Origin of the sequence: Streptococcus australis, from assembly GCF_015553625.1 — a bacterium.
GTDB classification, from domain to species: Bacteria; Bacillota; Bacilli; order Lactobacillales; family Streptococcaceae; genus Streptococcus; species Streptococcus australis_B.
The window spans coordinates 72,245-88,020 of sequence record NZ_JADNGY010000007.1 but is presented as its reverse complement, the minus strand read 5'-3'; the positions used below and the strand labels follow the sequence as shown (position 1 = coordinate 88,020).

General features: G+C 39.0%; 15 protein-coding genes. 7 read left to right on the top strand and 8 right to left on the bottom strand.

What is annotated here, in order from left to right; genetic code table 11:
- From I2D56_RS07380 to asnA, 6 genes are all read right to left on the bottom strand, one after another.
- Nucleotides 1-501 carry a GNAT family N-acetyltransferase gene (locus tag I2D56_RS07380; RefSeq protein WP_048716276.1) on the bottom strand — a complete coding sequence of 167 codons (501 nt, stop codon included), beginning with the start codon at nt 499-501 and terminating at the stop codon, nt 1-3.
- 45 nt (nt 502-546) lie between these two features.
- Nucleotides 547-687, bottom strand: coding sequence for a hypothetical protein (locus I2D56_RS07375; RefSeq protein WP_129822760.1), 141 nt, complete (start codon nt 685-687; stop codon nt 547-549).
- Between the two features lie 12 nt (nt 688-699).
- Nucleotides 700-2,910, bottom strand: a complete 2,211-nt coding sequence (gene nrdD, locus I2D56_RS07370; RefSeq protein WP_129822761.1) for an anaerobic ribonucleoside-triphosphate reductase — start codon at nt 2,908-2,910, stop codon at nt 700-702.
- Nucleotides 2,911-3,035: 125 nt separating this feature from the next.
- The gene (locus tag I2D56_RS07365) at nt 3,036-4,817 is read right to left on the bottom strand and encodes an MFS transporter (RefSeq protein WP_195348277.1); all 1,782 of its coding nucleotides are present in this window, start codon (nt 4,815-4,817) and stop codon (nt 3,036-3,038) included.
- A gap of 157 nt (nt 4,818-4,974) precedes the next feature.
- The gene (gene hisS / locus I2D56_RS07360; protein WP_195348276.1) at nt 4,975-6,249 is read right to left on the bottom strand and encodes a histidine--tRNA ligase; all 1,275 of its coding nucleotides are present in this window, start codon (nt 6,247-6,249) and stop codon (nt 4,975-4,977) included.
- A 191-nt stretch (nt 6,250-6,440) separates the two neighbouring features.
- On the bottom strand, nt 6,441-7,433 hold the full coding sequence (asnA, locus tag I2D56_RS07355) for an aspartate--ammonia ligase (RefSeq protein ID WP_048692049.1): 993 nt from the start codon (nt 7,431-7,433) through the stop codon (nt 6,441-6,443).
- Between the two features lie 402 nt (nt 7,434-7,835).
- Here asnA and I2D56_RS07350 point away from each other — a divergent pair, with 402 nt between their 5' ends.
- The 3 genes from I2D56_RS07350 to I2D56_RS07340 all read left to right on the top strand — a co-directional run bounded on the left by I2D56_RS07350 (nt 7,836) and on the right by I2D56_RS07340 (nt 10,664).
- Entirely contained in the window at nt 7,836-9,548 is a 1,713-nt protein-coding gene (locus I2D56_RS07350; protein ID WP_195348275.1) for an LPXTG cell wall anchor domain-containing protein, read from the top strand.
- Nucleotides 9,549-9,760: 212 nt separating this feature from the next.
- Nucleotides 9,761-10,042, top strand: coding sequence for an autorepressor SdpR family transcription factor (locus I2D56_RS07345; protein ID WP_061564603.1), 282 nt, complete (start codon nt 9,761-9,763; stop codon nt 10,040-10,042).
- Complete coding sequence (locus I2D56_RS07340) at nt 10,029-10,664, top strand: SdpI family protein (RefSeq protein ID WP_129270522.1); 636 nt, start codon at nt 10,029-10,031, stop codon at nt 10,662-10,664. Before I2D56_RS07345 ends, I2D56_RS07340 begins: the two co-directional genes overlap by 14 nt.
- A gap of 314 nt (nt 10,665-10,978) precedes the next feature.
- Here I2D56_RS07340 and I2D56_RS07335 read toward each other — a convergent pair whose 3' ends face one another.
- Both I2D56_RS07335 and I2D56_RS07330 read right to left on the bottom strand, forming a co-directional pair.
- Nucleotides 10,979-11,203 (bottom strand): helix-turn-helix transcriptional regulator, encoded by a 225-nt coding sequence (locus I2D56_RS07335; protein ID WP_009732004.1) that lies wholly within the window; start codon nt 11,201-11,203, stop codon nt 10,979-10,981.
- Between the two features lie 2 nt (nt 11,204-11,205).
- Nucleotides 11,206-11,802: a hypothetical protein gene (locus I2D56_RS07330; protein WP_009732005.1), complete on the bottom strand. Its 597-nt coding sequence runs from the start codon at nt 11,800-11,802 to the stop codon at nt 11,206-11,208.
- 952 nt (nt 11,803-12,754) lie between these two features.
- Between I2D56_RS07330 and I2D56_RS07325 the strand changes: the two genes are divergently transcribed.
- The 4 genes from I2D56_RS07325 to I2D56_RS07310 are packed head-to-tail and all read left to right on the top strand — an operon-like array spanning nt 12,755 to nt 15,515.
- Nucleotides 12,755-12,958 carry a hypothetical protein gene (locus I2D56_RS07325; protein ID WP_003010127.1) on the top strand — a complete coding sequence of 68 codons (204 nt, stop codon included), beginning with the start codon at nt 12,755-12,757 and terminating at the stop codon, nt 12,956-12,958.
- On the top strand, nt 12,951-13,937 hold the full coding sequence (locus I2D56_RS07320) for an ABC transporter ATP-binding protein (protein ID WP_003010129.1): 987 nt from the start codon (nt 12,951-12,953) through the stop codon (nt 13,935-13,937). Before I2D56_RS07325 ends, I2D56_RS07320 begins: the two co-directional genes overlap by 8 nt.
- A complete protein-coding gene (locus I2D56_RS07315; RefSeq protein ID WP_003013825.1) occupies nt 13,934-14,728 on the top strand; it encodes an ABC transporter permease in 795 nt (264 codons plus the stop codon). Before I2D56_RS07320 ends, I2D56_RS07315 begins: the two co-directional genes overlap by 4 nt.
- Nucleotide 14,729: 1 nt before the next feature.
- Complete coding sequence (locus I2D56_RS07310) at nt 14,730-15,515, top strand: ABC transporter permease (protein WP_003013947.1); 786 nt, start codon at nt 14,730-14,732, stop codon at nt 15,513-15,515.
- Nucleotides 15,516-15,776 lie beyond the last annotated feature (261 nt).

Genomic DNA, 15,776 nt, shown 5'->3' with positions numbered 1-15,776 from the left:
TCAATCTAAATCAATCCAATAGCGCTCTTTCCCGCCTCGAACATCCTCTAAAGCTCCGCCATTAGTCAGAATCACTGCTCGACTGGCAGCATTGTCACTATCACAAGTCACTAAAGCACGTTTGATATTTTTACTTTTGGCTACTTGCAATCCTTGCCGCAGCTGCTCTTTTGCCAATCCTTGCCCACGCGCAGAGGGACGGATACTATAGCCAATATGACCACCTACCTCCAGCAAATAGTCACTAAGACGCAATCTCAGATTGAGAAACCCTACGGCTTGTCCATCTCTCGAAAAAGCAACTAACTGAATATCAGGCACCCACCCTTCAGGCAAATTAATCCCCATTTCATGATTCTGATTACTTTCCAACCACTCTTCATAAACAAAATTCTCAGCATCCCAAAATCCGCCATCGTGAGCTGATTGATTCGCTTCAAACTCTGCCATCATGTCTAATACAGTTTCTTTATCTGCTAGAGTCGGTCTGCGTAGTTCCATCTTTACCTCCCCCCATACGAGAAAAGCGAGAGCGGACTCTCACTTTTATTTTTTCTTAGCCTTTTTTAAAAATTTCTCTCTTAGGCTGGCCACGCGGTCTTTTTTATTGACTCCACCTGTCGAATGCTTTTCGTGGAATCGTTGAACCTGGGCCTTGCCTTTATCGTCTAATTGGTATTTTCCCATAATCTTCCTTTTCTAATCTGTCACTTGCTGTCCAGCTGATTTGATCGTGGAGCCATTCATGTGTTTCACCCGTGCAGCTATTTCCTTATGGCGGCCATTGACCATGGGGCGAGCTTGAGGATTTCCGAGATAGCCGCAGGTCCGTTTGACCACATCTACTGTCTTGGGATCACTATTGCCACAGTTTGGGCAAGTAAAACCACGCTCGGTTGGTGTGAAGTCCCCTTCGAAGTCACACTTGTAGCAACGGTCAATCGGTGTATTGGTTCCGAGATAACCGACCCGGTCATAGGCATAATCCCAAACCGCCTCTAGGGCTTTTGGATTTTGTTGGAGCACTGGATACTCGCAATAGTGGATAAAGCCACCGGAGGCCCCTGCTTCTGGATAGACTTTTTCAAAATCCAGTTTCTCAAATGGAGTTGGGTTCTTGCGAACATCGTAGTGGAAACTATTGGTGTAATATTCCTTGTCTGTGATATCCGGAACCTGACCAAATTTCTCCGTATCCATGCGACAGAAGCGATCTGTCAAGCTTTCTGACGGCGTCGAATAAATCGAGAAGTGGTAGCCATACTGGTCGGACCATTCTTCGACCCGCTTCTTCATATCCTTGATGATGGCGATTGTAAATTGTTTGGCTTCTGGATTTGCTTCCCAATTTGGACCATAAAAGACGGTTGCAACTTCATAGAGTCCGATATAGCCAAGAGAAACAGTTGCTCTGCGATGACGGAAGAGCTGATCTACCTGATCGTACTTGCCCAAGCGTTTCCCGAAAGCCCCATATTGGTAGAGAATCGGCGCATTAGCTGGTGTCGCTTCTTTGGTGCGTTCCACCCGGTAAACCAAGGCATCTTCAGCGATGTTCATCCGTTCATTAAAAATTTCCCAGAACTTTTCTTTATTCCCTTCTGACTCCAAGGCAATCCGAGGGAGATTGACTGTCACAACCCCTAGGTTCATCCGACCAGAATTGACTTCAACGCCATTTTCGTCCTTCCACCCTTGGAGGAAAGAGCGACAACCCATGGGCACCTTGAAGGAACCCGTCAACTCGACAATCTTGTCATAAGACAAAACGTCTGGGTACATGCGCTTGGTCGCACATTCCAAGGCCAACTGCTTGATGTCGTAGTTGGGACTACCTGGTTCTAAGTTGAGGCCTCTTTTTAAACTGAAAATCAACTTAGGGAAAATAGCGGTCCTGTGTTCTGAACCAAGTCCCTTGATTCGAATTTCCAGAATGGCCTTTTGAATTTCCCGTTCGAAGCGATTGGTTCCAAGACCAAAGCCAAGCGAAGTAAAGGGCGTTTGCCCATTTGAGGTAAAGAGGGTATTGATCTCGTACTCCAAGGACTGCATGGCATCATAGATGTCCTTTTTCGTTTTCTGCCAAGCATAGTCCTCGAGTTTTTCAGGGAGAACCCACTCCTCTGCATCTTTCAAGTGCTTCTGATAATTCTTTTCTGCATAAGGAGCCAAGACCTCGTCGATCCGGTCTGCTGAGCAACCCCCATACTGGCTAGAGGCTACATTGGCAATGATTTGCGAGATCTGAGCCGTTGCAGTTTGGATGGACTTAGGACTTTCTACTTCTGCATTCCCAATCTTAAAACCATTGCGTAGCATGCCTTCAAAATCGATCAAACAACAGTTGGTCATCGGAGTGTAAGGACTATAATCCAAATCATGGTAGTGGATATCCCCTTTTTGGTGGGCATTGGCTACGTGTTTGGGCAACATTTTAAGACCAATAGACTTGCCGACAATTCCTGCTGTCAAATCGCGCTGGGTATTAAAAACGTCGCTGTCCTTATTGGCATTTTCATTAACGACAGCTTGGTCCTTGTTGAGTAGCTTGCCGATGGTAAAGTTGATATCCGTTGCCTTTGAGCGCTCAAAATCACGCTGCGTGCGATAGGTAATATAGCTCTCGGCAATCGCATATTCATTGGCTTGCAGCAACTCGTGTTCAACGACATTTTGAATCTCGTAGATTTTTACGCCACGAGGGAAGCGTTCCAAAATTTCAGCCACAATCCGGTCTGTTACGGTTTCTAATTTCGCTTCCAAGGCTGGAGTGAGACCGGCCACTTCTTCTGTCGCTTTGACCAAAGCACGGTAAATTTTATCGACATCAAACTTGACCTTCCGCCCATCTCTCTTTTCCACAAAGAGTTGGGGGAGACTTTGGATATGCTCTTCTCGTAACGTTATCATACGCTCGCCCACTTTCTTTTTTATACAAATAGAATTCACTCCATATTATATCACTCAAAAATAAAAAATCAATATCTTGTGGCACAAAATGTTATTTCATTTCAAAACCACAAGATATTGATAGTCTATTTATATTGGTACAAGGTATACTGGGAACCTTTCTGGTTCACTTTTTCATAATTTTTAGTTAAAACTTTTTGCAGAGCAGACGTTACATCTAGGTCCTTATTGACCACAATAAACTTCGGCTTGTCTTGCTTAATCTGATTAATCAGATTGGTTCGATTTTCCCTCGGACCTAGATAGGCCGTCGGAGTTAGGAGGGACGAAGATGCCAGGCGACCACTTTCCTGATAGAGATGGGCCGTCTGATCCCAAGCATAGATGGTATCCTTGGAATCACTATGACTCTTGATATAGTGGGCAATGGTGCTTCGTTCACTCGCTAGGTTGTTTTGGAGAACAAATTGATTCACAACTGGATAGCCAACTAGATAAGCCATTGCCAAAAACGGTAAGAAGGCTTGACTGGAGAAATAAAGGTCCCAGATAGAATTGTTCTTCATCTTCCGGCGCTGATAAGTGGACTCTTCTCCCGCAAACCAAAGAGCGAACAAAGGGAAACCAAAAGGCAAGAAGCTAAGGAACTGATAGGCCCCTTGCTCTGGTGTCCCAACCACAACAGTGGCAACCAGCAGAAGACCAAACCAACTCATAAACCGAATCACACGTTGACCGCTTGTCGATACTTTTCGGAAAGACATGACGAAAGCTGAAGCGAAACCAAGGGTCAACAGCAATAAACAGTAATAAACCAGGTTGGCAAATAGGTGCCCCGCATCAAACTGGAGGGAGCGGAGACTATATAAGGTCTGATGAATTGCATACCCAAAGGAGCCGTTCCACACAGTGATGTAGCCTAAGGGATAGAAAAGAAGAGAGAATCCCAAGAGGGCAGCAAGGAATTGATAGAAGCCGTGGGAAAATTTCTTTTGCTTCACATGATAGGCTGTCAATCCAAGGAAGGCAAGCAGATAAAAAATCACACTCAGCCATGGCACCATCATAAATGCCAAACAGGCTCCTGCGCCATAAGCGACAAAGGATTCATCTGTTTTTTCACCCTCTAGATAAGCGAGAATGAAATTCATAGAGCCAAATAGGAAGGGTAGGGCATAAAAGACAGCGTAATTGCCGCCAAATCCAAGCACTCCAGCAAGTAGGTAGAAGAGCAGCTGGACTTGTCCTGCAATTTTTTCACTTGCAACTAAGCTTCTGACCATCCGATACAGGCTCGTCCCAGCAAAAAAGTAGGCTAAAATCTGGAAGACCACCAGGAGAACTTGACCTCCTACCAAACTTCCTAAACCGCTGATCCCGTAGTAGAGCAAGCCATTGACCCCAAAGAAATGACCATAGGGAACTTGACCTTGAGACATTGCCCAACCGGCATATAAGTCCTGGGTTTGCTGATTGGTCGCCAGTAAGTTGATAAAAGGAAGGGCTACATGGACCAGCCCAAGTAGGACACTAAGAGCAATTGGTAGTGACAAGGGAACTGGTCGCTTAATGGCATAGCGCCCCAACGACTTTTCATCTTCTTGCTCTTCTAATGTCTCTTCTACATCCTCTTGGTCTTTCGATCTCGCTTCAACCTTCTCTTTGCGACGATGACCAGATTGTGATAGGCGACTTAGAGTTCCGGTCGAAGCTTCTGTTTCCACCGCTTCTCCAGCAACCTGGCTCTCTTCCTGGTTCTGCTCTGATTCCACCGGTTGATTAGCCGTCAAAACTTCTTCTTCCCGGCTAATTGATTGTTCCAATACCTTTCGTAGCTCTTGAGTATCTTGAAAATTGGACCCGACACTCAAGCCAAGTTTATGCGATTCTTTTTCTTTTTCACTCATACCGTGTTTTTTCCTTTACTAGAATTGCAAGTGCTAAAGGGCACATGCATACCCTACTAGTATATCAAAAATGGGCCCAGCTGTCAGCTTTCTCCACAAGGAGAAAGTAGAGGACATGCAAAAAGACTGACACCTTCTCGGCATCCGTCTTTTCTTTTTATAGTTGATTCAAAATAGTCTGAAAATCTTTTTTTACTTCTTCGATGAACGTGGTCATTTCCTGGCGAGTCTGGTTGTTTTTGACGGTGATTTGACCACTTTCAACCTCGCTACCACCTAAGGCAATGATAGTTTTGGCCCCAAAGACGTCAGCTGACTTGAACTGAGCCTTCAACTTACGGCCTAGGTAATCACGTTCTGCGATGAAGCCTTGACGACGAAGGGCCTGAACCAATTCCAAGGCAGCTACTTCTGCTTCTGAACCCAACACAGCAATGTAGACATCCAATGACGTCTCAACAGGAAGCTCAACTCCTTGTTTATCGAGGATCAACAAGAGACGCTCAAGTCCCATCCCAAAACCAAAACCTGGTGTTGCTGGTCCACCAAAATATTCTACCAAGCCATCGTAACGACCTCCCGCACACACAGTCAACTCATTCCCATCTACTTCTGTCACGAACTCGAAAATGGTGTGGTTGTAGTAGTCTAGACCACGTACCATATTGGTATCGATGACATAGTCAATTCCGAGACCGTCTAGCATAGCCCGTACAGCATCAAAGTGTGCTTGGCTTTCTTCGTCCAAGTAGTCTAGGATAGATGGAGCATTCTCAACCGCTTGCTTGTCTTCTTTTTCTTTTGAGTCCAAGACGCGGAGCGGATTTTCCTCTAGACGACGTTGGCTATCTTTTGAAAGTTGGTCCTTCATTGGAAGGAGGTAGTCGATCAAAGCTTGGCGATAAGCTGCCCGACTGGCTGTGCTACCAAGGGTATTCAAGTGGAGGACGACATTTTCAATGCCAATTTCTTTGAAGAATTGGTCAGCCATGGCAATCGTCTCAACGTCTGTTGCAGGATTGCTAGATCCAAAACACTCTACACCAATCTGGTGGAATTGACGCAGACGGCCAGCCTGAGGGCGCTCATAGCGGAACATAGGACCGATATAATAGACCTTGCTTGGTTTTTGAACTTCTGGTGCAAAGAGTTTATTTTCAACATAGGAGCGGACCACTGGTGCTGTCCCTTCCGGACGCAAAGTGATATGACGATCACCCTTATCATAGAAGTCGTACATCTCCTTGGTCACGATATCCGTTGTATCCCCTACCGAACGACTAATCACCTCGTAATGTTCAAAAATAGGTGTGCGGATTTCTGCGTAATTGTATTTTTTAAAGGTTTCGCGAGCAAATCCTTCTACATATTGCCACTTAGCGGATTCCTGTGGCAGGATATCTTGGGTTCCTTTTGGTTTTTGTAATTTCATAGACACCACTCCTTTGCTTGCTTTGTACTATTTATTTTATCATAATTTCTAGTTCGTGACAGCGCTCAAGCGATAAAATCAGCCTACAAGCCCATCAGGAATAGAAAAAGGGAACTTCTCCAGCCCCATAAAAATCGAGCCCGCATCACATGCAAGGCTCGATTTCTTTCGTTTCTTTACTTTCAACTATCTTATAAGATATTTTCATATTGTTCGCGAACTTCCTGCGGCCAGACGCTGGTTTGGACTTCTCCGATATGTTTCTTACGAAGCAAGAACATAGCCATCCGCGATTGACCAATCCCACCTCCGATAGTCAGTGGAAAGAGTCCATTCAAGAGCGCGCGGTGCCATTCCAATTCTAAACGATCTTGATCTCCTGTAATAGCAACCTGGCGCTTGAGGGTGTCTTCATCAACCCGAATCCCCATAGAAGATAATTCGAATGCCGCCCCTAAGTTATCATTCCAAACAAGGATATCCCCATTTAAGCCCTTGTAGCCATTTTCAGTTTCCGTTGTCCAGTCGTCATAGTCTGGTGCCCGTCCATCGTGCGGTTTGCCATCTGATAAGACGCCACCAATCCCAATCAAAAAGACAGCTCCATATTCTTTGGTGATGGCATTTTCCCGTTCTTTCGGCGTCAAGTCAGGATAACGCTCTACCAACTCTTCTGTGTGGATAAAGGTGATTTGCTTCGGCAGGATTGATTCAATATCATAGCGAGCTTCGACAGCTAACTCTGTTAGACGAATGGCCTTGTAGATTTTTTCAACCGTTTCCTTCAAGTAAGCTAGGTTACGGCTCCCATTTGGAATGACCTTTTCCCAGTCCCATTGGTCAACATAAACTGAGTGGGTCGCATCCAACGAATCTTCATCTGGACGAAGGGCCTTCATATGGACGAAGAGACCTTCCCCTTCCCCAAAGCCAAATCGCGCCAAGGTATGACGCTTCCATTTTGCAAGGGAATGAACCACTTCATAGGTCTCATTGGGAATTTGTAAGACCTTTACAGAGACAGGGTTTTCCACACCGGATAGGTTGTCCTGCATCCCATCTCCTACCTTGCTCAAGATTGGACCTTGAACCTCAACGACTTCTAGTTTGTCTTTCAAATATTGAGTAAATGTTGTTTTTACAAATGAAATTTCTTCTTGCTGATGAATAAAACTCTTCTTCATAGAGACTCCCTTTAAATAGTATGAATTTGATTATACGCTTTTTTAGAGAAAAAGCAATACCTACTGCTTCAAAAAGGGGTTTTGAAAGCTATTTCAAGACCCTCTCCTTTCAGCTATTTAACCTATCTATTTTATACTCATTTTTATTTTAACAATCAAAGTTATACTGTTGAAATAAGGCGCTTTTTGTGCTACAATCTATCTAAGAAGACGATCTTGTGATTGTTTGAACAAAGGGAGGATTTCATTCTTAACAACACCGTAACTAACAACCGAGTAACCTGTCGCAATACCGAGTCGTTTAATAGCGATTCCATCTTTTGGAAGCCTACTGTTCGTCTTAGTTGAACTAAGAGTAGGATTGTTTATTAAACACCCATCTTATGAAAAAGGAAGAAAATTATGGATAAAAAGAAATTTTGGATTTTCCCATTTGTTCTTTGTTTGCTAGCCACCCTATTCACTTTAGGTTTGAATAGATCATCTGCTGAAACATCGACTGTTTCGGTAACAGGAAAATTTGCGGACACGATTACCAGTGTCAACGTCACCAATAACGAAGGTGGAGATCTCACTTGGGAGTTGGAGCAATGGGCTACTTTCCGAATTAATGCCACCTACGATTTAGCTGGAAAAAATGTCAAGGCAGGGGACACCACCGTCGTGACTGTGCCAGATGCCCTTATCATTTCTTCAGACAGCTTCGAGATTCGAGATATTAACACCAACGAGGTCATCGCTCATGCAACCGTAGATGCTGCAAAAAAATCGATTTCCCTCACCTATACAGACTATGTTGAAAAACACTCTGACACAAACGGTTCCTTCTTCTTCTATGCACGGATTGATTTCCAGAAGCACCCTGAAAAAGGAGAAATTCCGATTGAAATCACCATTAACAACGAGCTTAAGGTCGGCGGAAAAGTAACCTTCAAGGGAGTTGGAGACGGGAATCCCAAAGTCTTAACAAAGACGAGCTGGGTGAATTCAGACAATCACAAGAAGGTATCCTATACCATTTCTGTCAACCGGACCAGAGAAAATATCAATAGCGTGACCATTGAAGATCACATGAAATTTACCAATGCTTCTTATGTGCCTGGTAGCATCAAAATCTTAAAAGGTACCTTTGCCTTTGTAGCAGGTGAATGGCAATTTAGCAACCGAACAGATGTCACTGACCAACACAAGGTGACCATTAGTGAAGATGGTCAATCCTTTGTAGTTGACTTAGGCGATATCACTGAAAACGACCAGTATCGTATTGCTTACGACGTTGAGCTCAACTACGAGCCTGTAGATGGCGAACTCCTAAAAAATGATGCCATCTTAAAAGGAAAAAATACAGTAGTGAAAGAAGTAACCAATGCTGCCGCTGTACAAATCGCTGGTGGCTCTGGTGTTGGCTATGTATTTACTATCAATATCCACAAAGTAGATGATGCCAACCAACCTCTTCAAGGTGCCAAATTCAAGGTCGTACGTCAAGCGAACAACCAAGTCATCGGTGAGTATGTAACCGACGAAAACGGGAACATTACTGTCAGTGCTTTGCTAAAAGATAAGTATATCTTAACTGAAACAGAAGCACCCGCAGGCTACACCATCAAATCTGCAGATACAGAAGTCAATGCTGAAGATTTCGGAGCCGATCACTCAGTAACTAAGACGATCGTCAATCCGAAGGAAGAAACAACCACGACTACTACTACGACTACGACTACGACTACAACGACTACTACAACAACCGAAGAGCCAACTACTACTTCAACCACTACAGGTGAAACAACGACTACTACGACTACAACTGAAGAACCGACTACATCTTCAACTACTACAACAACCAAAGAAGATACAACAACGACTACTACGACAGGTGAAACAACGACAACGACAACAACTACCACAAGCGAAGAACCTACTACTAAAGTAACGACTACTCCAAACCCAACTCCGTCATCTTCAACAACTGAAGGTACCGGCGATGGCAAAGGTAAAGGTCGGAAGAAAGTCCTCCCAAGTACAGGTGAAGTTGCCGCTACTGGATTCATTGTTCTCGGAGCAGTTGTTCTATCAGGTGCTATCTTATTGAAACGTAAACTCTCACATCAATAAAGATGACTAAATCGCAACCTCTAGCTAATAGCTAGAGGTTTTTTGTGTCTTCTAAAATAACATTTCTACTGGCAACAACATCTTCCTAGCAGGTCACAAGGAGATCCAATTTAGACCTATTTCGATTTTTTTCAAAATAGAGTTGACAAAATGATAGTGGAGTTATACAATCTATTTAGAAAGATATCTAAATAGGTTAGAGGAGATAGAGAATGAATTTTGCGCAAACATTTAAGGCTTTATCAAACCCGATAAGAAGAAGTATCTTAGAACTGCTAAAGGCGGGGAAATTATCTGCTGGCGATATCGCTGGCCACTTTGATGTAGCAGGAGCGACCATTTCCCATCATTTAAGCATCCTCAAGCAGGCGGATTTGATTCGAGAGGAAAAAGAAAAGAATTTTATCTACTATGAACTCAATACTTCTGTCTTAGAAGATTTAATGGTCTGGCTCGTTGATTTGAAAGGAGATTCTACTGATGAAAACGAATAAAAAATTATTGGCCTTAACCTCTATTGTGATACTCTTTCCCATACTTTGGGGGCTGATGATTTGGTCACAATTACCTAACCAAATCCCGATTCACTTTAATGTTGCTGATCAGGCTGATAACTTCCAATCGAAACCCCTGGTTGTTTTTGGTCTTCCTATTCTCCTTCTCTTGGTGCATCTGTTTGTGATCTTTATGATCGGACGTGATCCTAAGAACCGTACTATGAATGAGAAAATGGTCAAAGTAATCTACTGGTTGATTCCAATAGTCTCCTTAATCGTCTCCTATCTCATCTATAGTAAGGCGCTAGGTTCTACTACCAATCCATCTGTTTTTGTTTCGGCTTTGCTAGGGCTCATCTTTGTAATCATGGGCAACTACATGCCTAAGCTAAAAGTGAACCATACGGTTGGGATCCGTCTGCCTTGGACCTTACAGAGTGAAGATAACTGGCACAAAACCCATCGCTTGGCAGGGAAGTTGTGGGTCCTCGGAGGCTTGATCCTCCTACTGGAAGCTGGCCTTCAATTCGCGCTTTCTTATGTATTGGTGCTGGTCATCCTCGCCATTGTGTTTATCCCTATGATGTACTCTTATCAATTAAGTCGGAAAAATCGTTAGTATAAAAAACAACCAGAGAAGAAGCAGTCGTGAACTGTTTCTTTTCTGGTTGTTTTTGCATATTCATCGTTTCAAATTCCAAATTTTCAGGGAAAGATTTTTTTCTGAAAGTCGAAGGTCTATCCTTTGTATGAGGAAGGTTTTATGTCTTTGGATAAGTAGAGTGGATGACTAGGGGTTCCATTTTTATTTCTCTTTAAGCAATGTAAGTTAGGTATCAATGAAATAACTTCTTTATCACGACTAAAAAGGATTTTTCCTTTGGCTTCAATTCCTAATTAATCAATGAACCTAATACTAGGTCTCGAAAAGAATTATGCTTCCTCTTTCTGTCTGAGTTCAAAGAGGTCTTCTATTTTCAGATTAAAAACTTGAGCAATTTTAAGAGCCATTTCCAGCGAAGGATTGTAACGGTTATTTTCTAAGTGCAGAATTGTCTCGCGTCGCATGCCGATGAGGTCGGCTAACTCCTGCTGGGTCATGCCTGTGGACTCACGAACAGATTTGAGATTAGTAATAATCTTGCTTTCTTTGGCCATGCTTATCCTCTCCGTTCCAAGATAAGATAGACAACCGCAAAGATGAAAATCAAGGCAGATATGCTAATAAAGATCTGGCCCATGTGAAGAGTGAGAGACCCTATATACCCAATGATAACTGCTAGAATCATCAGTGCGCCTAGTATAAAAACAAACATCAAGCTAGCTGCCTTGGCTAAATTAGCATAAAAGCGTTCGTCCGGAGTTTCCTTGACATTTTTCAAACAGAAAAAACCAAATACAATCACTTCAATAACGAGACCAATTCCCAAAATCCATTCTTTAATACCAGAACTTTCGCTTGGGGTCGCAACCCAAATCCCTACTGTATAAAAAATGCTTGCTGCAAAAAAAAGTATCGTGTAAAGCTTAGCAGACAAGTCAAAAATAGTCTTCCCCTCACCTTTCTGAATCTTATGAGGCCGTGGTTTCATATGTAGCCAGCTCCATATAGCTATAATTTGACCTGACACTGAAATACCAGTAATAACTAACTTGGACCCCCAACTAAGATTAGAACCAAATAAAACAATAAAATCAATAAAGAGAGCTACGGCAATCATTGCAATGAGGCCACGCATTTTTTGACTTTTTTTCACGATAGACTCCTTTTTTATGTTATAAATATATAACATTTAAATTTTATGTTATAAATATATCACACTTAAATTTAGAAAGCAAGAATTTATGTGTCAATGTGGCAATTATTTGAAAAAATTTTTTAATTAAAGACCTCGCTAGTCAAACAACTAAAGAATTTTTTGAAGCAATGCATCGGATTTGGTTTGGATGGTTTCGTTAATAATATTTGATGATAAAGAATTTTTGGAAAATCTAGATACTGTATGAATCTCTGCTTTTTTCTTAGACAGTTATAAAGTCGATCAGAATGAACCTTGTAAATGTATAAGCTAATTCTTACAGACCTAAACTATTCCCCTGTTTAAAAAATACTGATTCAAATTTTATGAAATTAAACAGTATATCCCGTTCTGAAAAGCCTTGATATTACGCTATTTTTAATCCAACTGAAACCCAAACTTTCCAAACCAGGTCTTAAGAAAGCTCGTAAAGCATCACAATTATCAAAACGTTAATCAACACGCTTATATCAACGTTTACAGACATTTAAGAAATTTCTCTTGGATGTCTTTTTTTGTCTAGCTAAATTTTACAAATTGGGCAATTTAGGTTACTCAATAATATAAAAAAGATAAAAATTTAAAGTTCGAATTTTAATTTTAAAAAAAGTAATTATTATTGAATATCTGTTCAAACATTTTTTCTTTTCTAAGGTTAATATAAGTATATATACTTTAAAAAAGGAAGTCAAACATCTTGCTCATAGATTTTTGCATTTTTAAAAAATACATTTTGTCATATAATAATGTGGAAAATTGACAGATTCCTTAAATAATCATATGATATGAATATGTAAACCCTTACATACTATTCTACTTATACTTGATAAAATGCAAGTTCTTGAGGATCTATAAATATATAGACACTCTTCTATTTATAAAGTGAAATAAAGAATCACGGAGAAAGTTTATGGATATTAAAGAGACATTCAACCAGCTAGACAATACAAAATTTAATGATTTCAATAATCGCCTTGAAGGTTTTGAGAAACTTTTTAAAGACAAATATTATTTTACCCATCCCGAAGATTTTAGCTCAATCTTTAGCATTTTGGTAAAGTATGGAAAAAGTACAAGTAAATATATTTTATCGAAAGGAGAGATATATGAGTGAAATAGTTATTAATGCTCAGAATTTATCTAAAAATTTTTATAATTTTGATTCAAGACTCCCATTTATCAAGAGATTTTTGAAACGTAATCAAATAACGATTCGAGCTGTTCAAGATATTAGTTTTACGATTAAGAGAGGGAGTATAGTTGGCTTTATTGGGAGTAATGGAGCTGGTAAATCCACAACGATTAAAATGTTGACTGGGACTCTTTATCCTAGTTCCGGAAAATTAGAAGTGAATGGAGAAATTCCATTTAAAAGAAGTATAAATTTTAGAAAAAAAATTTCAATAGTAGTAGGAAATAAATTACAGTTATTTCAAGATGTTTCGGCTATGGATTATTTTCAATTGATTGGTACTTTATATGAGGTAGAACCGGCGATTTTACAAGAACGAATTCAGGAATTAAGCAATTTGTTGAATGTAAAAGATCAGCTTTACCAGCAGGTCCGGACCCTCTCTCTTGGACAAAAAATGAAAATGGAGTTTATCGCGGCATCTTTAACAAGTCCGGAAATATTATTTTTAGACGAGCCTACTATAGGGTTAGATATACAGTCTAAAAAAGATATCAGAACATTTTTAAAGAAAATGAATGAAGAATGTCATACTACTATTATTTTAACGAGTCATGATATGGATGATATTTCGTCTGTTTGTGACGAATTAATCGTCATTGACAAAGGAAAAATTATTTTGCAGGAGTCAATGGATGTTATTTTATCTAAATTTTCTGATTTTAAATATTTAAAGATAAAAATGACATTAGATTTGGTACCAGAGTTATGCTCTGTTAAAGGAGTAGTAGTCATTTCTCAAACAAAATCGGAATGTATACTAAAAATACCTAGAGATTTTGTCTTTGAGACATTAGAATCAATCAATAAGCTTGTAGATATAGAAGATTTTGAAATATCAAATCTTTCTTTAGAAGAAATTATTTTACAAAACTATTTTACAAAAAAGGAGCACAATTGAAAAAAGAAATGTCTATTATTCTGATATCATTTCGATCTATTTTGAACTATAAATCAAGTGTACTATTGTTAATGTTACAGGCAAGTATACAAATTATGATATCAGTATTTTTATGGACGTATATATATCAGAGTAACCAGATAAATATAGCAGGATATGATTTTACCTCAATGGTTCAATACTATTTGGGGACTATAATTTTTTCATATTTTGTTTTTTATCCAGTTGATTGGGAAATCAATGACGATGTTCATTCAGGAAATTTTTTTAGCATATTAATAAAACCTGTTACTTTTTATAAGTATTATTTTTGTAAAATGCTTGGAGATAGGCTTGCTCATTTATTATTTATCATCATTCCTGTCATTTTATTCTCCAGTGTTTATTACAAGAATGAGTTATTAACCATTGAAATTCTTATTTTAGGAAGTATTGCAATTATTCTATCTATGGTTCTATGGTTTTTAATATCATGTTGTGTAGGTATGCTTTCTTTTTGGTTAGAAAATATATTTTTTGTCCTTACTGTTAAAGAAATAGTAATTCAGTTTTTATCAGGAATATTATTGCCTTTAAGTTTTTTTTCAAATAATTTTCGTCTGTTTTTAGATGTATTACCTTTTAAATACTTAGTATATGAACCGCTTCAGATGTTTAGTAATGATACATATAAATTAATAGACTATTTGAGAATTATTTGTATTCAATTGATTTGGTGCATCATTTTTTATATTATATCAAGATTCATATTGAGAAAAGGAGTGGAGCACTTCTCAAATGTGGGAGGATAAAATGTTTAGAATAAAAGTAATTTTTAGGCTACTTCATTTTGGTTTTAAATCTGATATGAATTTTCATTTTGACTTCTTTTGTGGTCTATTTTCGTCGATACTGTGGATTGGTTTACCTATTGTATTTTTTAGATTGATTTTCTTAAACATAGACTCTTTTAATGGTTGGGACTATTATCAAATTTTATTTTTGGTAGGTTCCTACACTATTGTAGATGGAGTTATGATGGGATTGTTAATTAGAAGTATGGGAATTTTAGAATCAGATATTTTGAGTGGTAACTTGGATCAAATTTTATTGAGGCCGTTTGATACTCAGTTGTTCTATATTTTTAGATCATTTAATTTAGTTCAATTCGTGAATACTTTTTTTGGTCTTGCGATCATTTTTATAAGTTATGGAAATTTAAATGTACATTTAAATTCATTAAAAATATTATTTTATATCCTTTCTTTAATGTGTGGTTGTATTATATATTATTCAATTTGGTTTCTAATAACGATTAGTTCATTTTGGTTCCCAACTAAATTTTCAAAAGTAGATGTATTTTTGAATTATATTGGAATTTCTAAGTATCCATATAATATTTTTACAGGTATTAACAGATTGATCACTATGTTATTTGTTCCCAATTTATTAATTGCCAATCCTGCAGTATTAATATTTTTAGGGAAAGATACATTGAACCTATTTTTCTATCAAATAGTTTTTACAGTTTTTTTGATTATTATCAGTCGTACAATTTTTAGAAAAGGATTGAAAAAATATGAAAGTGCAGGAAGATAAACAATGTTGTTCAGTTATATGTTTGACTAAAGGAAGTGATTCGCTGTACTTTGTTTTGTGGTCATTGAAACATCAGATAATTATAAACTATAATTTAAAGAATAGTATTATTAACTTATAGGTGCTAAGAAAAAATTTAAAGAAATTCCCTCATTCAATCAAACTTATTCATATTTTTTAAAATAAGAAAATAGTTGGATTTTGATGATGGTTGATATAAAGCTAAACTGAAAGTACCTGAAATCCAACTGTGTCAAACCA